Annotated in this window: 20 protein-coding genes, 1 riboswitch and 1 other annotated feature; all 20 genes read right to left on the bottom strand. The window is 37.9% G+C overall.

Translation table 11 applies throughout. The features are described 5' to 3' along the window. Window positions 1-4: 4 nt before the first annotated feature. Complete coding sequence (gene argC / locus VXN63_RS10190; RefSeq protein WP_327757961.1) at window positions 5-1,045, bottom strand: N-acetyl-gamma-glutamyl-phosphate reductase; 1,041 nt, start codon at window positions 1,043-1,045, stop codon at window positions 5-7. Continuing rightward, window positions 1,042-2,313 carry an argininosuccinate synthase gene (locus tag VXN63_RS10185; protein ID WP_327757960.1) on the bottom strand — a complete coding sequence of 424 codons (1,272 nt, stop codon included), beginning with the start codon at window positions 2,311-2,313 and terminating at the stop codon, window positions 1,042-1,044. Before VXN63_RS10185 ends, argC begins: the two co-directional genes overlap by 4 nt. A 63-nt stretch (window positions 2,314-2,376) precedes the next feature. After that, window positions 2,377-2,633 (bottom strand) — a binding site (T-box leader). A gap of 221 nt (window positions 2,634-2,854) precedes the next feature. Beyond that, window positions 2,855-3,805 (bottom strand): NAD(P)-dependent oxidoreductase, encoded by a 951-nt coding sequence (locus VXN63_RS10180; RefSeq protein WP_327757958.1) that lies wholly within the window; start codon window positions 3,803-3,805, stop codon window positions 2,855-2,857. A gap of 142 nt (window positions 3,806-3,947) precedes the next feature. Beyond that, a complete protein-coding gene (locus VXN63_RS10175; RefSeq protein ID WP_327757957.1) occupies window positions 3,948-4,796 on the bottom strand; it encodes a hypothetical protein in 849 nt (282 codons plus the stop codon). A gap of 63 nt (window positions 4,797-4,859) precedes the next feature. Continuing rightward, window positions 4,860-5,735: a 16S rRNA (cytidine(1402)-2'-O)-methyltransferase gene (gene rsmI, locus VXN63_RS10170; RefSeq protein WP_327757956.1), complete on the bottom strand. Its 876-nt coding sequence runs from the start codon at window positions 5,733-5,735 to the stop codon at window positions 4,860-4,862. Further along, complete coding sequence (locus VXN63_RS10165) at window positions 5,713-6,066, bottom strand: GIY-YIG nuclease family protein (protein ID WP_327757955.1); 354 nt, start codon at window positions 6,064-6,066, stop codon at window positions 5,713-5,715. The genes rsmI and VXN63_RS10165 overlap by 23 nt, the downstream gene beginning before the upstream one ends. Then, window positions 6,041-6,763 carry a tRNA1(Val) (adenine(37)-N6)-methyltransferase gene (locus tag VXN63_RS10160; RefSeq protein ID WP_327758078.1) on the bottom strand — a complete coding sequence of 241 codons (723 nt, stop codon included), beginning with the start codon at window positions 6,761-6,763 and terminating at the stop codon, window positions 6,041-6,043. The genes VXN63_RS10165 and VXN63_RS10160 overlap by 26 nt, the downstream gene beginning before the upstream one ends. 197 nt (window positions 6,764-6,960) lie before the next feature. Continuing rightward, the gene (locus VXN63_RS10155; protein ID WP_327757954.1) at window positions 6,961-7,719 is read right to left on the bottom strand and encodes a 3-oxoacyl-ACP reductase; all 759 of its coding nucleotides are present in this window, start codon (window positions 7,717-7,719) and stop codon (window positions 6,961-6,963) included. 129 nt (window positions 7,720-7,848) lie between these two features. Then, window positions 7,849-7,962: riboswitch (TPP riboswitch) on the bottom strand. A gap of 543 nt (window positions 7,963-8,505) precedes the next feature. Next, window positions 8,506-9,381 (bottom strand): YtnP family quorum-quenching lactonase, encoded by an 876-nt coding sequence (locus VXN63_RS10150; RefSeq protein WP_327757953.1) that lies wholly within the window; start codon window positions 9,379-9,381, stop codon window positions 8,506-8,508. 316 nt (window positions 9,382-9,697) lie between these two features. After that, on the bottom strand, window positions 9,698-11,062 hold the full coding sequence (locus VXN63_RS10145; protein WP_327757952.1) for an APC family permease: 1,365 nt from the start codon (window positions 11,060-11,062) through the stop codon (window positions 9,698-9,700). Between the two features lie 179 nt (window positions 11,063-11,241). Next, window positions 11,242-11,802, bottom strand: coding sequence for an anaerobic ribonucleoside-triphosphate reductase activating protein (gene nrdG / locus VXN63_RS10140; RefSeq protein ID WP_327757950.1), 561 nt, complete (start codon window positions 11,800-11,802; stop codon window positions 11,242-11,244). Next, window positions 11,792-13,984 (bottom strand): anaerobic ribonucleoside-triphosphate reductase, encoded by a 2,193-nt coding sequence (nrdD, locus tag VXN63_RS10135; RefSeq protein WP_327757949.1) that lies wholly within the window; start codon window positions 13,982-13,984, stop codon window positions 11,792-11,794. The genes nrdG and nrdD overlap by 11 nt, the downstream gene beginning before the upstream one ends. A 98-nt stretch (window positions 13,985-14,082) precedes the next feature. Continuing rightward, window positions 14,083-15,045 (bottom strand): class 1b ribonucleoside-diphosphate reductase subunit beta, encoded by a 963-nt coding sequence (gene nrdF, locus VXN63_RS10130; RefSeq protein ID WP_327757948.1) that lies wholly within the window; start codon window positions 15,043-15,045, stop codon window positions 14,083-14,085. A gap of 123 nt (window positions 15,046-15,168) precedes the next feature. Then, window positions 15,169-17,355, bottom strand: a complete 2,187-nt coding sequence (gene nrdE, locus VXN63_RS10125) for a class 1b ribonucleoside-diphosphate reductase subunit alpha (protein ID WP_327757947.1) — start codon at window positions 17,353-17,355, stop codon at window positions 15,169-15,171. Beyond that, window positions 17,345-17,713, bottom strand: a complete 369-nt coding sequence (nrdI, locus tag VXN63_RS10120; RefSeq protein ID WP_225744577.1) for a class Ib ribonucleoside-diphosphate reductase assembly flavoprotein NrdI — start codon at window positions 17,711-17,713, stop codon at window positions 17,345-17,347. Before nrdI ends, nrdE begins: the two co-directional genes overlap by 11 nt. Window positions 17,714-17,718: 5 nt before the next feature. Next, window positions 17,719-17,952: a glutaredoxin-like protein NrdH gene (gene nrdH, locus VXN63_RS10115; RefSeq protein ID WP_327757946.1), complete on the bottom strand. Its 234-nt coding sequence runs from the start codon at window positions 17,950-17,952 to the stop codon at window positions 17,719-17,721. Window positions 17,953-18,364: 412 nt separating this feature from the next. Beyond that, window positions 18,365-18,709: an initiation-control protein YabA gene (locus tag VXN63_RS10110; protein WP_327757945.1), complete on the bottom strand. Its 345-nt coding sequence runs from the start codon at window positions 18,707-18,709 to the stop codon at window positions 18,365-18,367. Between the two features lie 196 nt (window positions 18,710-18,905). Continuing rightward, complete coding sequence (gene holB / locus VXN63_RS10105) at window positions 18,906-19,889, bottom strand: DNA polymerase III subunit delta' (RefSeq protein ID WP_327757943.1); 984 nt, start codon at window positions 19,887-19,889, stop codon at window positions 18,906-18,908. An 18-nt stretch (window positions 19,890-19,907) separates the two neighbouring features. Then, the gene (locus VXN63_RS10100; protein ID WP_208560255.1) at window positions 19,908-20,237 is read right to left on the bottom strand and encodes a cyclic-di-AMP receptor; all 330 of its coding nucleotides are present in this window, start codon (window positions 20,235-20,237) and stop codon (window positions 19,908-19,910) included. A gap of 6 nt (window positions 20,238-20,243) precedes the next feature. Continuing rightward, window positions 20,244-20,903 carry a dTMP kinase gene (tmk, locus tag VXN63_RS10095; protein ID WP_442915310.1) on the bottom strand — a complete coding sequence of 220 codons (660 nt, stop codon included), beginning with the start codon at window positions 20,901-20,903 and terminating at the stop codon, window positions 20,244-20,246. Between the last annotated feature and the right edge of the window lie 166 nt (window positions 20,904-21,069).

Raw genomic sequence — 21,069 nt, 5'->3', positions numbered from 1 at the left:
CCTTTCAAAACGATGGTGCAACCATCGCAAGACCTTTCGTTTCATCTAGACCTATCATCAAATTAAAGTTCTGTACAGCTTGTCCAGCTGCACCTTTTTGCATATTGTCGATCACACTAACGATGATTAATCGATTGGTTCTTGTATCTACCGTCAGTCCAATATGACACTGGTTGGAATGACTAACGTGACTGATATCGGGCAGCTTCCCTTTTTCAAGCACCGTAACAAAAGGCTCCTGTTCGTAGAATGTTTCATAGGCGGTATAGATATCTTCTGGGGTTACGTCAGGATTGATATCCGCATACAGTGTGGATAAAATCCCTCGATTGACCGGTAGCAGATGCGGTACAAAAGAACATTGGATCTGTTCTCCACTTATTAACTGAATGATCTCTTCAATTTCTGGGGTATGCCTATGACTAGCTATTTTGTACGCATTAAATCCTTCATTTTTTAAAGCAAAATGTGTTACTTCCGATAAAGTTTTTCCAGCTCCTGTTACGCCCGATTTAGAATCTATAATCAAATTGCTCGGATCAACCAGCTGATTTGCAATTGCTGGATATAGTCCTAGTAAAATACTGGTCGGATAACACCCTGGATTAGCAACAAGTTGGCTTTCTTTGATTTGTTCGCGGTTCAACTCCGGTAAGCCATAGACCGCTTCATTTCGTAACTCTGGATATTCTACGGAAACGTCATACCATTCCTGATAAGCATCTAGATTTTTCAGTCTAAAATCTGCTCCAATATCAATCACTTTTTTACCTTGATCGATACATTGTTTAACCAAAGCTTCACTCTTACCATGTGGTAAACAAAGGAACAGCACATCTGCCTTTTCAATAACCGTTTCATTATTTAAAAAAACTTGATCAAATGACCCTACGAAAGCTGGAAAGACCGTTGAGATTGATTGTCCTATATGATGAAGAGAAGATAAACCAGTCAGCTGAACGTTTGGATGTGTGAGTAATATCCTTGTCAGTTCTGCTCCGACAAATCCACTCGCTCCAATTACGCCTACTTTTACTAGACTCATGCTTTGATCCCTTCTTGCTTAGTATTGAACGGATGCTGGGCTTCTTTAGCGAATTGAGTTTTCTGTTTCATTTCAGCTTGGATGACACTGGATAAACCATAAAGGTTAATGAATCCTGCTGCATCTCCCTGATCATATACCTCATCTTCGTCAAACGTCGCAAAGGCTTCTGAGTAAAGACTGTATGGCGATTCAACGCTTGAGATAACCATGTTTCCTTTATACAATTTCAACTCCACCGTTCCTGTAACAGTCTGTTGTGTTTCATCAACAAAAGCGTCCATTGCTTGTTTTAATGGTGTGAAAAATTGACCATTATAAATGAGGTTCGCATATTTCTGAGCGAGATCTTGCTTGTACTGCAAAGTTTCCTTATCTAACGTGATCATCTCTAGTTGCTCATGTGCAAAGTAAAGAAGTGTCCCGCCTGGTGTTTCATAAACTCCACGACTTTTCATTCCAACTAAACGGTTTTCAATCATATCAAGGATGCCAATAGCATTTGCGCCCCCTACTCTATTCAATTGTTTGATCAGCTGAACACCATCCGTTTCTTTTCCATTGATTGCAACTGGAATCCCTTGTTCAAAGGAAATACTAACATACGTTGGCTGGTTTGGAGCTTGTTCTGGCGTGACGCTCATTTCTAAAATCGAGTCATATTTCGGTTCATTCATTGGGTCTTCAAGGTCCAATCCTTCATGAGATAAGTGCCAAAGATTTTTGTCTTTAGAATAATTGGTTTCACGAGAGATTTTCAGTGGAATTTTATTTTTCTCTGCATAATCGATTGCTTCTTCACGAGACGTAATATCCCATGTTCTCCAGGGAGCAATAATGTCCATTTGCGGCGCAAGTGCTTTGATGCCCATTTCAAAACGGACTTGGTCATTTCCTTTTCCAGTACACCCATGACAGATTGCGTCTGCTCCTTCTTGTTTCGCAATATCAACCAATGCTTTCGCAATGATTGGACGTGCAGTCGCTGTTCCAAGAAGATATTTATTTTCGTAGATTGCTCCAGCTTTTAGAGTTGGGAAAATAGAGTCATACACAAAAGCTTCTTCAATTTCAGCTAGGTGGAATTTTGAAGCACCTGTTTTTAAGGCTTTTTCTTCTAGTCCTTCCAACTCATCTTCCTGTCCTACGTTAGCAGTAACGGCAATGATTTCGCAGTTATAGTGTTCTTTCAACCAGTGAATAATGACCGATGTGTCTAACCCACCTGAATAAGCTAGTACGATTTTGTTGTAGTTTTTTTCTGTCATGTTGTCTGCTCCTCTTCTTGAAATGATATTTTTGGGTATAAAAAAAATCGTCTACTGTTTTTACACAGAGACGATTGTTCATCGCGGTACCACTCTACTTGCAGACGACTATTAATCAAACCATTTTGGGTGTCTGCCACCTCAGTGCATTAACGCTGCATGACGGCTTTTTCTCATAACCATAAATAATTATGGGAAAAAGCATCTTCCAAGTGCGGTTCAGTGAACTCTTTATGCCGACCTTCCACTCTGTGTCGACTCGCTGACTGCCTTAAGCATTTATAAAGTGATTCACTTACTCTCTTGTTCATTGATGTTATGATGTAGTCTACAATAGCTCAAAATAGAAGTCAACACTTTTTATACTAATTTTTGAATAAATATATAATAAATATGAGTTATAACGGTTATTTTTAAATTTTTATACACAATATTTATTGATATACAATTCTCCTAATCGATTTTATTCTAAAAAAAGACAAGAAAAAGCTTTTAAATAGCTTTTTCTCGTCTTTCAGTATACTCGATTCTAATTACGTGATTAATATCCTTTTGAATAATCAACCACGTTCACTGGCAAAGATTCATTTTCTACAAATGCTTTAAGATTTTTTTCGAAAATAGGGAAAAGATGACGGTCATAGTTTTCTAAATGACCTGAAATATGTGGCGTAATCAATACGTCGTCTCTTTTCCATAAAGGATGATCTTCTGGAAGTGGCTCTTCGTGCAATACATCTAACCCCGCATAAGCAAGATTTCCATTTTCTAGTGCATCGATCAGATCATCCGTAACAACTGATCCACCTCTACCCACATTGATGAAGATTGACTGTTCTTTCATGTTGCTGAACCGTTCTTTGTCGAAGAAGTCTTCCGTCTCATCTGTAAGAGGTAAAATATTCACAACAATATCCGCCTGACCAATGACTTCTGACAAATCGTCTTGAGTATGTTGTTCGTCCATATGATCTGCATGATCGCCACTTCGATTAATTCCGATCGTTTTCATATCAAAAGCTTTCGCTAGTTTCCCGACTTGCTTACCAATTTCTCCTGTTCCAACGATCATAATCGTCTTTTCTTCAAGTTCAATCAAGGTCTCTAGTTCAGACCATTCAGCGTTAAGCTGTGCTTTCAAAGAATGTCCAATTCCTCTAGTATAATTCAAAATCATGGCCATAGTAGATTCTGCAATACCTTTTGCATGAATTCCACTCGAATTGGTTAAAATAATTTCTTGTTTCTCGAGTTCTTCAAGATCTAGATAATCGATTCCTGCGGAGGCTGTTTGAATCCATTTGAGCTGATTTTTATCGTTATTAAGTAGTTCCGTTCCTTGATCTTTTTTCCAACTATAAAGAATTTCAATATCTTCAATGGCATCCGCTTCTTCTATTGAACGAATCACCTTATGATCTGGTGCGATTTCTTCCACACGTTTTTGATGCTCTGGCTGAAGTTCTCTTAATGCTAAAATATATTTTGACATAAGTTCTTCCACTCCCTTTTTTCTATTATGACACAGGGCGCTTCAAATTTCTATTTTCCACTTCCGTAAGTTTAGAACTAAAAAAAGACACTGACGATTGACTCGTCAGTGTCGCTTTCATTTTTCTAAGAATCTAGGCCTCTTACCGTACGCTTTCATATTCCCCTGTTATAGAATCCAATTTTTCAATGGAATCATTTTCAAGGTTATAACGGTACATCCCAATCATGTTCGACCATTCTACGCCGTCTTGTTCCATTGACTCTCTTGCTTCAATTGTTACCCACTGATCATCTGTTTTATTCACAAAATAAGAGTAGTTTTCATTCGACAATCCTAGTCTTCCAATTAGTTGATCGAATGCATAATCTTCCGCTTCTTCGTCAGTAGCAAATTCATTTTCTGGTTCAGCTTCTGTTTCTGTCGTTTCTTCTGCGTCTGTTTCAGAACTCGAACTTGTTTCTTCTGCTTTCTTATCTTGAGCAGATAACCAGCTTCCCAATTCTTCGTCTGTTGCAGCTTCGATAGACTGACCTGTTTCAGCTAAGTATTTTTCTGCAAGCACAGAAGAGCTACGCTCTGTCTGATACTCAGTTTTGTCAGAAGAGGTTCCCGCTACTTGTCTTGCTTGTTCCGCTTGAGCGAGCGTGACTTTTTCTAAAAGTCCTTCAGCTTCAACCTTAATGGCTTGATATTCCGTTAAATCTTCTTTAAGTAAAACAGACAATGTTCCAGCTGATTCATCCAACTGTTCATTATCATATTGCGCTTGTGCTTGATCTAGTTCAGCTTGATACGCTGCTCTTTGATCTTCGGTTTCATCGACTGGTTCAGTTTCTTCAGTCGTTTCAGTAGTTGTTTCCGTAGCTGTCTCAGTAGTCGTTTCTTGTTCTGTTTCAGGTGCCACTACAGCTTCATCATTATCGTTGCTACACGCAGCTAGCGCAGCCCCAACAGTTAAGAGCGTGATTATTTTCGTCCATTTTTTCATAAAGACTACCTCCTTCATTTGATTATAGTATACTGTATCTTTTTTAAGAATACTATAATTGTCTTATATCTCGTGATACTCAGAATAAATGTCTCTTTTAGGTTGTTCTCTTAAAATAGATACTTCTTTTATTGCCTGTTTACTATTTAACCCGTCTGATTCCATTAATTTTTCGACATGTTCTTTTACAGACCAATTTTGCCATTCTGCGATTTCTTGGTCTAAAATCGGATGAGCATTTCCTTCAAGAATCACACAGAATTCTCCTCGAATCTGCTCTGCTTGCGCCCATTCAGACACTTCAGAAACTGTTCCTCTGATAAATTCTTCATATCTTTTCGTTAATTCTCTAGCTAAAACAATCTTTCGATCTGGCCCCATGACTTTTTCAATTTGTTCCAGTAGCGCTTTTAATCGATGTGGCGATTCATAGAAAATGATGGTTTCCTGGCGTTTATTCAGTGTTTCCAGTTCAGTATGCAAATCTTTTTTCTTCCTCGGTAAGAACCCGTGAAAGTAAAACGGTTGGGGTGAGATACCAGAAGCAATGAGTGCTGGCAGTGCAGCATTTGCTCCCGGTAATGGGACAACTGCAATCCCCGCCTCAATAGCTGCTTTAACCAAGTCTACACCCGGATCGCTAATCGAAGGCATACCTGCGTCACTCACCTGAGCAATCGTTTCTCCGGCAATCATTCGTTCAATCAGTTTTGGTGTACGTTCATTTGAGTTATGTTCGTGAAAGCTAATCTGACTTGTCTGAATTTCAAAATGATTCAGTAATTTCTGGGTGTTTCTGGTATCTTCAGCAGCAATTAAATCTGCTTCTTTCAACATTCTGATGGCTCTAAACGTCATATCTTCTAAATTCCCAATCGGTGTCGGTACGAGATATAACATACCTGTTTCTGTTTTCTCATAACTCTTTTGCGTCTGCATCAACTGCATCCTCTCTTCTTACAATCTTGCATCGTTCTTGTTGACTGAATGGTAACCCCACTCCGTTTTGTTTCAAATATCGTTCTTTACTAATTCTTGTTCGTTTTTTAAAGGCTGCTTCGGCTTTCGTCGCTGCACTTCTCGTTGGATGAATTTCAGCATAAATCATTCTAAGGGGGCGTCTATAGGCTGGTTTGGTGTATTTCGCACCTGTACCAGAATTATGTTCATCTAGTCTTCGCTCTAGGTCTGTGGTATATCCACCATAAAACGAACCATCTTTACAATGTAGGACATAGAAATAGCTATTCTTTACTTCGTTCAGTTCCATAAATCATCCTTCTCACTTCTGGTAAATATTGGTCATTTTGATCAAACACAAATAAAGGGGGGAGCACAGAGAATCCTGTTTCTTTTCCATTTTTGATGCCTTCAATCAATATCATGTTTGCTTCTTTATGCTCTTTAGGGTAAACGAATCGGACTCTTTTAGGCGCAAGGTTAACGGCACGCATAGCATCCAAGATTTCTAAAAACCGATCCGGTCTGTGTACAAAATAAGCTTTCCCTTTTGTTTTAAGTAAAAAAGCCGTTGCTTTCATCATTTCCTCCAGAGACAAAAAGATTTCATGTCTGGCAATCGCAAGGTGCGTGTTTGGATTCTGAAGGCTTTCTTCTGTCACTTTGAAATAAGGTGGATTACAAGTTACGACATCCACCGAATCGTGACGAATCATTTCTCTGATTTCTTTAACATCAGCCTTTTTCATTGTTACTTGTTCCTCTAACTGATTCAACTTGATACTTCTATTTGCCATATCTACAAGTCTTTCCTGAATCTCTATCCCCATCACCGGACTAGCCGTCTTTTGACTAAGCATAAGGGCAACCGCACCGTTCCCAGAACAAAGATCGATAATTTTAGCGCGATTATGCTTGGGTACTTGAGCAAACTCTCCTAATAATACGGCATCTAGTGAAAAAGAGAAGACTGAAGGGCTCTGTATAATTTCTATATCGTATTGCATCAACTGATCAATACGTTCGTCATCTTTAAGTAAGTCTTTCAATCGCTTAGCTTCCTTATCTATCAGTTTCTTATAGTATACCAAAATTTTCTAGTGAACATTACCCCGAACAAGTAAAAAGCTACACCCACTAAGGCGTAGCTTTTTGCTTCTAATCAATAAAATGATTAATCACTTTCTACAAAACTATTTATTTCTTAATTCATTGTCAGTCCGCTATCTACAACAATATTCTGCCCCGTGACGCCTCTTGAAGCTTCAGACCCCAAGAAAACAACGACTTCCGCTACATCTGTTGGTTCTGTCACACGATTTAGTGCAGAACTAGCTGCTATCAAATCAAAAACTTCTGGCGTAGTCACTGCACTAGCATCTGTCCGTTCTAATAATCCACCAGACACCATATTGACTGTGATCTGATCTTTCCCGAGCTCTTTTGCCATATTCCTAGTAAAACCAATGAGTGCCGCTTTCGCAGTTGTGTATTGGTGATAAGGTACTACGGGATTTTGAAACAAGTTTGTTCCAATATTGATTATACGACCATATCCTTGTTTTTTCATTCCGGGAAGGACCGCTTGGATTGTATTCAAAGCAGATTGGACCGTTCCTTGAAGCTGTTCATTGTAATTTTCCCAAGTCAATTCTTCCACCGCTCCTTGGGTGACTGGATTAAATTCAAAATTGATTAAAGCATTGTTTACGACGATATCGATAGGTCCAAATTGTTCTGTTGCTTTTTTTACCATGGCTTCTACTTGTTGTTTATTTCTGACATCTGCTTGGATGGCGATTGCGTTTCCTTCCCCTATCTCTTCAACAACCTTAAGCGCCTTTTCCTTACTTTTAAAGTAATTGACTACTACTTTATATCCTTTTTCACCGAACTGTTTCGCAATCACAGCACCTAGTCCTCGACTTGATCCTGTCACTAAAACGGTCTTCTGTTCACTCATTGCTTTTCCTCTTTTCACTTTTTTTGAACAAATAAAAAACACCCCTTCACTATCCTTTGCGGACAGAAAAGTGGTGTCGGCTTATTTGCAATCTCAATAAAGCCTTCTCAAAAGAGAGTGCTAGAGTCAAAATCGTTCATTCCACTTTTCCTACGCTGGCTTTATCCAGATCAGGTCCTAAGGGTCAGGTTTCTACCTATCTCAGCCTCAGCATTTCAGCAATAAGCTCCCCTAGTGGTCTTTTTATGTATTCAATTACATAAATCATATCATAAGCTTTTAAAATAATATACTATATTATTTTAAAAAACATTCACCCAATTTCCCTTTAAGTATTGGATTAAATTGCCTTAAAATTGACAAAAGCCCCTCCCAGTTAAGGGAGCGGCTCTCTGATTAAAAATAAATGACTTATACAGTTAATTCGTGCTAAATTACTATTCAAATTATATGACTGAGTTTCTCATTTAAACAACACAGTCCCTACCTCTACTGTGTCCTTACAACTCTATAGTTGCGCCAGATCGATTAAACTTCGTTAAAACGATTTTATATAATACTTCATATTTATTCTTAATGTAGTAACATTATACCACATATATCAAAAGAAGCAAAATTTAGGCATTTTAGGACTCGACTTTCGTCCTTTAGATTCAACGTTTTTAACCAACCGTATCAACCTTACGTCATTCTTAATTGTTTTGAAAAGAAAAGCTAATCTAGAGTTAAAAATGATTGAGCACATCAAAACAAGCAAGTAAATGATTACTAATTGTCTTTTTCTTTTTAAAATTGAATGTAAGCTTGTTTCGTTCTTTTAAGGTCATCGATAATTTGCTTCCCACTATAATCCCACTGCACCATTCTATAAAAAGCATCATGGTAAAAGATGAATTTTGCATTGAGCTTACGCGCTTCTTCCATCCAGTATAGCTTGGCGTCAATAGAATCCATCGGATAATCATCAAATCCAAGCACCCATAGGGGGTTTTGATGAGCATGCGTAGGCATGATGTCCGCTAGATGTAAAAGCGTTTCTTGGTTCTGTGTCAGTTTTACAATAGCATGTCCCTTGCTGTGTCCGCCGGTATGGATTAGTTCAATACCCGGGACGATTTCAAGACTCTTATTAAATGTTCTGACTTGCTCCTGAACCGCTTCCCAGTTTTCTTTCCAGTACGTACTTTTTGAACGGATATTGGGATGGCGAATTTCTTCCCATTCAATATCATTTACATAGATCACAGCATTTGGAAAGGTCGATACATATTGCCCTTCTTTCAACTGAGTTAAGCCTCCAGCATGATCGAAGTGCATGTGGGTCATGATTAAACCGTCAATATCTTGAACGGCTAATCCAACTTGATTCAGACTTTCTTCGATCTTCGTTTCTTCTCGCACACCATAATTTCGAATTTGCTTATCTGATAGCTTCCCAGTGCCGACTCCTGCATCAATTAAATAATTTTTATTTTTATATTGTATTAAAATCGCATCCGTTGGTAATTCAATCTGGTTCTTTTCATTAGCTGGATATTTCCTTGACCAAAGTGGTTTCGGGACGGGGCCAAACATCGCACCTCCATCCATTGAAGTTATGCCTCCGTCTATCCAAGTTAATGTCATATCATGGAATTTGAATGTGTCTAATTGGTCAGTCATTTTGTTTACCCCTTTTCCTTTTAATTCGACCTATTCCTTAAATCTAGTTCTTTTTTGTTAAAGCAAAAATCAATATGGGAACTGAATAATTTTTTTTAAATACTGCTGATCAAAAGTTTTGATAATTTCTTCTGCATAGTCGATTTTACCTTAACATAGAAGGGCTGAAAAGTTATTAGTCAAAATCAGATGAAAAAGTTACGTTTTTGGAATCGGGCTATCCATTAAACTAACTTCATTATTGGTCATTCAACATAATAATAAACCATCCTCTTCGCTTTCAGCTGAGCTGTAAGATAGAGGATGGTTTATTTTATTATGATGCGATTTGATTTTTCTTTTGATAATAAACGAATCCAGCGATACAGACAAGTAAAGAGAAAATCAGGAAAAAGGGTACAAAAGTCGGATTAGAGAAGATTCCTCCTACTAAAATGACCAGCGAACCAAGTGTTCCAAGTACTGGTGCAACATAGCCTAAGAAGACATTTTTGATGACACCTTCTCGTTTCAATTGGATCACTTTCAAGTAAAGAACAGCGTATGCCAAGTAACTGAATACAATCGCGATTTCACTGATATCTCCGCCTGATAACAAGGACGTTTTTTGTGAGATATAATGTAATCCCATCCATACCAAGCTAACTACAAAAGCAAAAATAGTCGAAGCTGGTGATAATTCTCTTTTTGCATCCATGACTTTGATACTGTCACTCATTGGAATCATGTTTTTTGTCGCAAGTGCTTGAGGCAGACGGATATATCCTAAAGTCAATCCATTGACTACACCTAAAACAGCAATCAAAACAAAAGTAAGCATGATCGATTCACCATTTGCCCCAAGTATAGCTGTACCAATCTGACTGATTGCAGCATCTCCTGTGGACAAGATATACTCTTCTCCAACAATCGATACTGTTCCTAAGAAGTAAGCTAGGTAGACAACGAGTACAATTAAAGGTCCAATGGTTAAAGCAATTGGCATATTGCGTTTAGCATTTTTAACTTCTGGTGTGATGGTTGTCGAGATAACCCATCCTTCAAAAGAGAAAGCCATTGGCGCTAAGGCTGCAAGCCAGCCGAGTCCTACAGAGCTTGTTCCGATTACAGCCACTTCGTTTGGAATTTCAGGATTTGGTGCACTCCAGAACAACCCTACAAGTCCAATCCCAATTAAGGGAATCAATTTAATGAACGTCGTAAGATTTTGGAAACGTCCACCTGCTTTAAGCGAAATATAGTTCATTCCAAATAAGAATGTTAAATAAATAAGTCCTATACCGACTTGTGTTTCAAGTGTTGATGGTAAGTTAAACAGCATTGTGGTGTAAATTCCAGCTACCCATGCAACTACTACTGTGATTGTTGGGAAATAAACCCATACTTGGAACCAGCCAAATGCACTAGCTGCCGCAGGTGAAATGAACTCTTCAAAATACCCCACTACGCCACCAGTTTTTTCTGTTCTACTAGCTAATTCAGTTAAAGTGATACTCCCAAATATCACACATAAAGCCCCAATACAGAATACAAGCACGCCTAGTAAAACATCGCCACCCGTATAAGCTAGGATATCATCTGATTTGAAAAAGATTCCTGAACCTACACAGATACCGACAATCATAGACAATGCTGTCAGTAATCCATAATGCTGTTTTATTTCTATCTTCTTATCTTCCACTGTTTCTCTCCTTTTTACTGTTGAATAGTATTTTTTTATTATACTTTATTCATATTATAAATAATTATACTGAATACAGTATAATAGAGAATATAACAGAAATCACAGTTTAAGAAAAGAATGTTTTGCTTTATTCACTTAAATAGTCTATCCCCTCTGTTTAGCATACCTATTTTAAATCATAAGTAGTGTCCATCTTGCCACAACACACACTCTCCAGTCTTTAATGACTTTTGAACGTCGATGATTTTTTGATTCGAACTCCCTCTAAAGGCCAGACCCAGATCCTTTTTCTCCAACTCAAATCGTCCGTCTACTACTACGTCCAGATAAGACAACAATGTTTGTTTATCTTCTGTTCCGGTCATCAATTCTTCCCAAGTATATCCCGTCCACGACCAGATATCTTTTTTGTTTCCAAACTCTTCTTTAATGCGTTTGCTCAACTGGATTGTAACTCCAGTATTCAAGAATGGTTCTCCTCCTAGCAAGGTCATCCCTTGACAGTACTCAGCGCGTAAATCTTCGATGATTTGATCTTCCAGTTCAATAGAATAAGGCTTCCCATATGCAAAATTTTGCGCGACTTTGTTGTAGCACCCTTTACAAGCAAAGGGACAGCCACTGACATAAATACTGCACCTTACGCCTTCTCCGTCCACAAAGTTATAGGGTTTATAATCTGCGATATAGTGTTTGCTGAATTGTTCAGATGTCCACGCTGTTGGATCAGTTTTCATTGATTTCACAACTTTCCATATGCTTTATTCTAGCAGCAATTTCTTTATGTCTACCCTCTACCATTGGGCGTTTCTGTGGATTACCAAGATAGCCACACGTTCTTTTCACTACATCACACGTCTCTGGATCCGTATTTCCACATTGTGGACATTTGAAACCATATTCTGTGGGTCTAAAGTCTCCCTCAAAGTCGCACTGATAACAGCGATCAATCGGTGTGTTCGTTCCTAAATAACCGACTCTATCATATGCAAAGTCCCAGACAGCTTCCAAAGCTTTAAGATTGGTCTGGAGTTTGGGATATTCACAATAATGGATGAACCCTCCGCTCGTAAAAGGTGCATAGTCTTTTTCAAATTCAATCTTTTCAAACGGTGTCGGATTCTTTCTAACATCATAGTGGAAGCTATTGGTGTAATACCCTTTATCTGTAATCTCTTTTATTACGCCAAACTTCTCTGTATCTAGTCGACAGAATCGGTCCGTCAGACTCTCACTTGGTGTTGCATAGACACTGACATGGAGATCCGTTTCTTCACTCCACTCATCCGCTGCTTGTTTCAGTTCTTTTAGTATGCTTAAAGTGAAGGTTTTTGCCGTTTTGTTATGCTCCCAGTCACTACCAAAGAAAGAAGCAGCGACTTCGTACAAGCCAATATAACCGACCGATGCAGTCGCTCTTCTATTTATAAACAGGCTTTCGACAGCTTCTTCTTTATTTAGCCTCTTGCCAAAGGCACCATGCATATAAAGAATCGGTGCGTTCTCAGGCTTTGCTTCCATGACCCTTCCTGCTTTAAAGACTAGACCGTCATGCAAGACTTCTAGACGTTCTTTCAAGATAGACCAAAATTTATCCTGATCTCCCTCTGCTTCCAAAGCCACTCTAGGAAGATTTAAAGTCACAACTCCTAAATTCATTCTTCCCGCAGTGATTTCTTTGTTTTCTTCGTTTTTCCATCCTTGTAGAAAAGATCTACACCCCATCGGCGCTTTAAAGCTACCTGTCAGCTCTACGATTTTATCGTAAGATAAGATATCTGGATACATCCTTTTAGCAGAGCACGCTAATGCGAGCTCCTTAATTGCATAATTCTGGTCATCCTTCTCTAAATTAATACCTCTTTTCAATGTGAAGATCAATTTGGGAAAAATCGCTGTTCTTTTCTCCTTGCCAAGCCCATTTAATCGTACCGTCAAAATGGCTTTTTGAATCTCTCGCTCAATCCAAGAGGTGCCTAGTCCGAAACCGATGCTCGTAAAAGGTGTCTGTCCTTGGGATGTGTACAAGGTATTGATTTCATATTCCAGACTCTGCATAGCGTCATAGATGTCTTTTTTTGTTTGCTCCTTGGCAAATGCCTGTTGTTCTATAGGAGTTTTCACCCATTTCGCAGCTATTTTCTGATGCTTCTTGTAATTCAATTCTGCGTAAGGTGCCAGCACCTCATCGATTCGGTCAAAACTACATCCCCCATACTGACTGGAAGCTACATTTGCAATGATCTGGGCTGTCTGAGCAGCTGCAGTTTGAATCGATTTAGGAGACTCTACATCTGCGTTTCCGATTTGAAATCCTTCTTCAAACATTTCTTTGAAATCAATCAAGCAACAATTACTCATAGGTGCATAGGGGGTGTAATCTAGATCATGGTAATGGATATCTCCTTTTTCATGAGCATTTGCTACATGTTCTGGAAGCCACTTCAACCCTATCGCTTTTCCAACCACCCCCGCTGTCAGGTCACGTTGTGTATTAAATACTCTACTATCTTTATTCGCATTTTCATTTACAATACTTTTATCCTGATTTAAAAGATTCTGAATCATTTGATTCACATCTCTTCGCTTCTCTTTGTCTCTATTTTTCTGTTCTTTTTGAGCATTTAATTGAAATATCAGCTTTGGTTGACCCAATTCATTTAAAACGCTTTTTAAAATGTGTTCTATTTCACAAGAATGTATAACAGAATGTGCTTTTTTTCCTATTTTTTCTTGGAGTCTATTTTTTAAAAGCATCTGCTGCTCTTTTGTAACTACTATACTACCTTTATTGATATTTATGTATACGTTCAATAGCTTGTCGATTGAAAAATCTTGTATTCTTCCGTCACGCTTTTCTACTTTCAACTCTTTCAGGGTTTTTTTACTCATTGTTCTAGTTTTATCTACTGTTTCCATAGTGATTTCCCCTTTCGACTTTCGTAACTTTGGTTGTTTTTTCACAAGTGACGTTAAAAGCAAATCCCACTTTTCAGCAGGAATGCTTGTTTATGGATTTAAGAATACCATTTTACGTAATCTTCATCTTCCATCGATTCTACCATACCTAATAGATAACCATTTCCAACTTGCGAGAAGAAATCATGGTTACTTGTACCTGTAGAAATTCCGTTCATAATGATTGGATCGACATCGTTTGCCTGATCCGGGAACAACGGATCAAATCCAAGATTCTGTAAAGCTTTATTGGCGTTATAACGTAAGAATACGCCAACTCTATCCGTCCAACCAATTTCTCCATAAAGATACTCTGTGTATTCCATTTCGTTCTCATAAAGTTTGAATAACAAATCATAGGTCCAGTTTTTCAGTTCTTCCTGTTCTGTTTCAGAAAGTTGATTGTATCCAATCTGGAATTTGTATCCGATATATGTGCCGTGAACCGATTCGTCTCTTAGAATGAGCTTAATGATTTCTGCAATATTCGTCATTTTACTATTTCCAAGGTAATGTAGCGGTGCAAAGAACCCTGAATAGAATAAGAAAGACTCAAGAAATACACTTGCTACTTTTTTCTGAAGATCTGTACCTTCTTGATAAATTGCATTAACAATTTGCGCTTTCTTTTGAAGCATTTCGTTTGAGTGTGTCCACTCAAAAATTTGATCGATTTCTGATTTTGTATTCAACGTACTGAAAATCGCGCTATAACTTTTAGCATGCATCGATTCCATGAATTCGATGTTGTTATAAACAGCTTCTTCGTGTTGTGTACGAATATCTTTTTTCAGTGCTTCAATACCATCTTGAGATTGAAGTGTATCTAGTAGTGTCAGTCCACCGAAAACTTTTGCAACCATATCTTTTTCTGCAAGAGGCAATTTTTGCCAATCACTTAAATCATTAGATAGTGGGATTCGTGTATCTGTCCAGAATTGTTCAACCAGTTTTTCCCAAGTCAGTTTATCGACCATATCTTCTATCTGGTTCCAGTTAATTGCTTTATAGGTTTCAACCATTCTTTATTCTCCTTGTCCCATCGTTTAGTCTGCTATTTGGTATCTGTACATCAATCCATAGCTAATGGTGTATAGCTGGATCTTATCTTTACTTTGCTATACACCAATCACCTATTCGATAAATTAAATTGTACAGCTCTCACATGCATTTGATCCGATTTCTTCTGCATCATCTGTAAACGTACGAACATAATAAATAGATTTGATCCCTTTTTTATGTGCATAATGTCTTAAAATATTTAAGTCACGAGTCGTTTGTTTTGTTGTCTTGCCTTCTTTCCATTCGTAGATTCCTTCTGGGATATCTGAACGCATGAAGAGTGTAAGACTCATACCTTGATCGACGTGTTTTTGAGCTGCCGCATAGATATCGATTACTTTACGCATATCCATATCATAAGCACTCTGATAATAAGGCATCGTTTCGTTTGATAAATACGGTGCCGGATAGTAAGTTTTTCCAGTCAGTTTTTCCTGACGTTCTTCTACCAGACGTGTAATCGGGTGAATACTTGCTGATGTTTCATTTACATAGCTGATAGATCCAGTCGGTGCAACAGCCATTCTATACTGGTGATATAGCCCATTTTCTTGAACATCTTTTTTCAAAGCATCCCAGTCTGCTGCTGAAGGAATGTGGATACCATTATCCGCAAAAATTGCTGCAATTTTCTCATATTCAAATACATGATCTGTCGTTGTATATTTGTCAAAATAAGAACCATTTGCATAGTCTGATTTTTCAAAGTTAAAGAATACTTGATTTCTTTCTGTTGCTAACTTGTTACTTGCTTTAAGCGTGTAATAGTTTAAAAGCATAAAGTAAGCATCTGTGAATTCTACTGACTCAGGTGAGCCATAGTGCATTTGATTCAATGCAAAAAACGTGTGTAAGCCCATAGCGCCAAGGCCGATCGTGTGGTATTTGTCGTTACCATTTTTTACAGACGGTACAGCTTCAATATTTGATTGATCCGTAACAAACGTTAATGCTCGAACCATTGCATCTACTGATTTTTCAAAGTCAGGTGTCTTCATTAGGTTCACTACGTTAGTCGAACCTAAGTTACAACTGATGTCCGTACCCAATGTTTCATATTCTTGGTTATCCTTGATGAGTGAAGGCTCTTGTACTTGAAGAACCTCACTACACAAGTTACTCATCGTGATTGTTCCGTAAACAGCGTTTGCTTTGTTTGCAGTATCGATATTAATTACATAAGGATACCCTGATTCTTGTTGAAGCTTAGAAATTTCATTTTCAAGATCACGCGCTTTTACTTTTGTTTTAGTAATTTCTGGATTTGCCACCATATTGTCGTATTCTTTAGTGATATCAATATAAGCAAATGGCTCGCCATAGATGCGTTCAACATCGTACGGGCTAAACAGGTACATATCTTCATTATGTGCTGCTAGTTCGTAAAATTTATCTGGAACAGTAACACCTAAAGAAAGTGTCTTCACACGAACTTTCTCATCCGCATTTTCCTTTTTAGTAGAAAGGAAGCTCATGATGTCTGGGTGGAAAATATTCAAGTAAACCGCACCAGCACCATTTCTCTGTCCTAACTGGTTGGAATAGCTAAAGCTGTCTTCTAATAATTTCATGACAGGTAAAACGCCACTAGAAGCATTTTCGATTTTCTTGATGGGATCTCCAGCTGCTCTAAGGTTTGTCAGGTTTACACCAACGCCCCCGCCAATACGAGACAATTGAAGCGCTGAGTTAATTGCACGTCCAATACTATTCATATCATCTGTTGTTTGAATCAAGAAACAAGAAACGAGTTCTCCACGACGTTTTCTACCCGCATTCAAGAATGTCGGTGTCGCTGGTTGATAACGCTGATTGATGATTTCTTCAGCGATACTCGTTGCCAAAGCTTCATCACCGTGTGCTAAATACAATGCATTAAAAGCGATACGGTCTTCAAATCTTTCCAAGAAACGTTTACCATCATCTGTTTTCAAAGCATATTGAGTATAGAATTTATACGCAGACATAAATGAGCGGAAACGGAATTTCTGGTTATAAAGTCCTTCAATCAATTCTGTAATGAATGTTCTTGAATACTTTCCAATAAAACCTTCTTCAATAAAATCGTGCTCAATCAGATAATCGATTTTTTCGTTAATACTATCAAACGAAACTGTATTAGGATTTACATGCTCGATAAAATAAGCTTTTACAGCTTCGCGATCTTTGTGAAGGGGAATCTGATTATTTACCGGGCGATTGATTTCATTGTTTAGTTGAAAATATGTTACTTCTTTAGGTTGTTCTTTTACTGGACTATTAGTAGCCAAGATCATCCACCACTTTCTTTATTTTTGATACGTCGTCTTCGTTTCCCTGAAATTCAAAACTATGAATGAGCGGAACGTTATACTCTTTTGCCAAATCTTTCGCGGTAAAAACAAATAGCTGTGCAAAATTAAGATTTCCTCCGCCAGCTACTCCTTTTAAAAAAGATTGGTTGTTTTCTGTTTCAATGAAATCATTTAAGATTTCAGTCATTTCTTTATCATACGTTGGTGTTATCACGATGTAGGGTTCGTTTACAGGAATAAATGGATTAGTTGGCGTTAATTCCAACGAATCCATCTCGAGTTTGTTTACGAATTTTCTGGTCTGTCCTGTCAGAGAAAAATACACTACCTTCATAATGATTACGCTAATTGACTAAGCATGTCTGGACGGAAGCCGTTAAACGCTTCTAGACCTTCGGCAAGAACAACGGGTAAAGAGCTGAACCCTAAACTTTTAACTTCTTCAATTGCTGCTTCGTTTTCAGCGATATCTTTAATTTCAAATGGGATACCTTTATCTTCTAAAAATTTCTTTGTAAAGTTACATTGCATACAATTCGGTTTTGAATATACGATGACTGCTTTGTTTGACATGGTGTTTTCCTCCTATTAAGTAACCTGCTGATTGTTAAGCTCAATGTGATAAGCGACAGAATTTCTTGTCTTAAAACACAAATTCTGTTCGCTTCAATGCAGAAGAGCTGAACTATATATAGTATCACTTCGTTATCGAACGTGTGTACTTTTCAGTGCTCATCTCTTCTTGTATCGTATCTATTATTCTACATGACTATAGAAAAAATTCAAGTCTAAAACACTGTATATGGGAAAGATTTTTAAACCGAACACTACATGTTGTGTCAAGGCACAAAAAGACACTCTCGTTATTTTGCTCAACAATACGAGCAGAACGAGAGTGTATAAGGTTTTGCACTTCAAAAATTCTTTTTTGTTTTTTTGCCTCACAACTATATATAGTGGCATTTTTTTTTGAAGCAGATAGACTTTATTTTCGTTCACCATAAATAACTTCCAAACAAAATGCACAAGGCTCATCGCCATCTCTTCTAGAACCATAAAACAGATTACATACATGAAAACCATCTTCATATATTTTCTCAAGATTCATTCGAGATTTTGTCATACCCGTATCACTTAATTGTTTTTCAATCGACTGCTGTTTGATGACTTCAGCTAATCTGTCTCTCAGATGCTGATTTTCCATACTTAATGCATGGTTTTCTTCAGTTAACTGAGACAGCTCTAGTTTCACTTGCTTGAGCGTCTTCAGAGTGGCTTCTGCTTGGGTTTCCAAATCAGAAAATGTGTCATGTAATTCTTTCTTATTCATTGTTCACCACTTTTTCATTCTCTACAGAGTGTTTATCGGTTTCAACTTTAACTTTGATTATCATTAGGCAGTCTATTTATAATCTACTGCCTTGTAATAGCATAACATGATTAGAATTGAAATGGCAAACCCTCAATGCATAAAGTTTGCTGTTTTTTGTAAAGGGACAGTTTTCGTGACAATTCATCGAATAAGTTTACCCAGCTATCATCTGAAGTGAAATATCTTCAAATACACCTTGGGCAGCTACATTGCTATTCAATTTCTTTTTTGCTTCAAGCAATTGTTCCAGGATATGGATGATTTGTCTGCTAGAATACTGTTCCGCTGTTTGTTTAAGTTGTACTTCATAATTTAGAAAGGCTACGATAACCGAATCAGAATAGGTTAAATTCAATAAATCTCGGTATAAAACAATGAGTAGATCGACTACGAGCTGGTTTGATTCTCTGTCATTGACGGTTCCCATTAAATCTGTCTGAACATATACGAAGGCCTGATCATCTTTTTTCGATAAAAACTTAAACCAGTTCCAAGTTGCTTTCACCAAATTCTGAAATGGTTCATCTCCAGCTAATTCAATTGCTTTCTCTGCATCATGAGTCACTCTTGCAGTCAACGCTGCTTGCGAATCCGTCAGTCCACGCTCTTTCAGTTCATCTATTCGATCTCCAAGCGGTTGGACTGGGAAATGAACAATCTGACAGCGTGAAAGGATGGTAGGCAATAATCGCTGCTTTGCTGTCGTGAGCAATAACGCTGTTGTCTCTCCATCTGGTTCTTCCAAAAATTTAAGTAAGCTATTTGCAGCATTCTGCGTCATTTTTTCAATATCTTCTATAATGAATAACTTTCGCTTACTTTCTACCCCACTTTTAGAGAACTCTTCTTTCAGTTCTCTTACTTGAGCAACTTTAATGGATAGTCCATCTGGTTTGATTTCAATAATATCAGGATGCTGATGCGTTTGAATCCTTTGACATTGGCTACATTCTCCACATGGACGCTGCTCTTTTTCAAAATTCTTACAGAAAAGAGCTTGGGCGATCCATAGTGCCATTTCTTTTTTCCCTGTACCTGCAAATCCCTCAAAAACATAGGCATGCTGCATGGTCTGATTGCTGATTAATTTAGAAAACAGCCGACTGATACTCGACTGTTTTTCAACGATGGTCGACATTGAACGTCTCCCTTACCTTTAATATTGTTGGAATTGCTCGATTGGAAGAACAAACAGTGTTGCACCACCAACTTCTACATCTACAGGATACGTTAAGTCTGATTCCAGAGTAAAGTCATAAGAAGGCGGACTCATCATTGTCTGACTTCTTGTAGAACAATTTTCCTTGATCAAGGCTAATACGCTGTCAACTTTTCGGTCTTCAACACCCATTAAGAAAGTCGTATTTCCTGCTCTTAAAAATCCCCCCGTAGAAGATAGTTTTGTTGCTCGTACACCTTTTTCTACGAATTCATCTGCTAACCTCTTACTGTCTTGGTTCTGAACGATCGCTACGATTAATTTCATTTTGATTCATCCTTTCTCATTCGTTTTTTTGAAGTCTTCAATAGCACTCTTCAATGCTTTCTCAGCTGCATCAAAAACACTATCTTGACTCTTAGCGGCATCGATTACAACAAATCGGTCCGGCTCTTTTTCTATCATCATCTGATATGCATTTCGAACTTCTTCATGGAAGGTTATAGCTTCCATCTCCAAGCGGTCTTGCGTTCGATTAGAATTTTTATCTTTGATTCTCTCAAGTCCGACCTCAGCTTCTACATCTAAATAAAGCGTCATATCCGGTGTTAATCCTTCAATTGCAAATTCGTTTATGGAAAGGACTTTTTCCATCCCGATCCCTCTAGCTTGTCCTTGATAGGCCACTGAGCTATCAACGAATCGGTCGCAAAGTACAATTTCACCTCTAGATAAAGCAGGTAAAATCTTTTCAACGACATGCTGTCTACGACTCGCTGCAAGTAGTAGGGCTTCTGTTCTAGGATCCATGGCTGTATGTGCTGGATTTAGTAAGATTTCTCGAATTTCTTCCGCGATCTCACTCCCTCCAGGTTCTCTTGTAACCACTAGTGGACAATCAATCATGGATTCAATTGCTGGAATCAGTTTTTGGACTAGACTTGATTTCCCTGCTCCATCGGGACCTTCTATTGTAATAAACAACCCTGTCACGTTCATTTCCTCAATTCTAATAAGTACTATTTCTTTCATTATACGGTAGAACTTACTGGAATGTCTACGGATTTTGTAAAAGGATTTTTTTTGTTGTGACCTGTCTCTTTTGAAAATAAAAGGTTCTATAATAAATAACGTTGGTGAGAATTCACCAACGTTATTT

This window comes from Marinilactibacillus sp. XAAS-LB27 (assembly GCF_036039175.1).
GTDB lineage: Bacteria > Bacillota > Bacilli > Lactobacillales > Carnobacteriaceae_A > Marinilactibacillus.
Note: the sequence above shows the minus strand (reverse complement) of the source record. Positions and strands in the feature narration are given on the sequence as shown.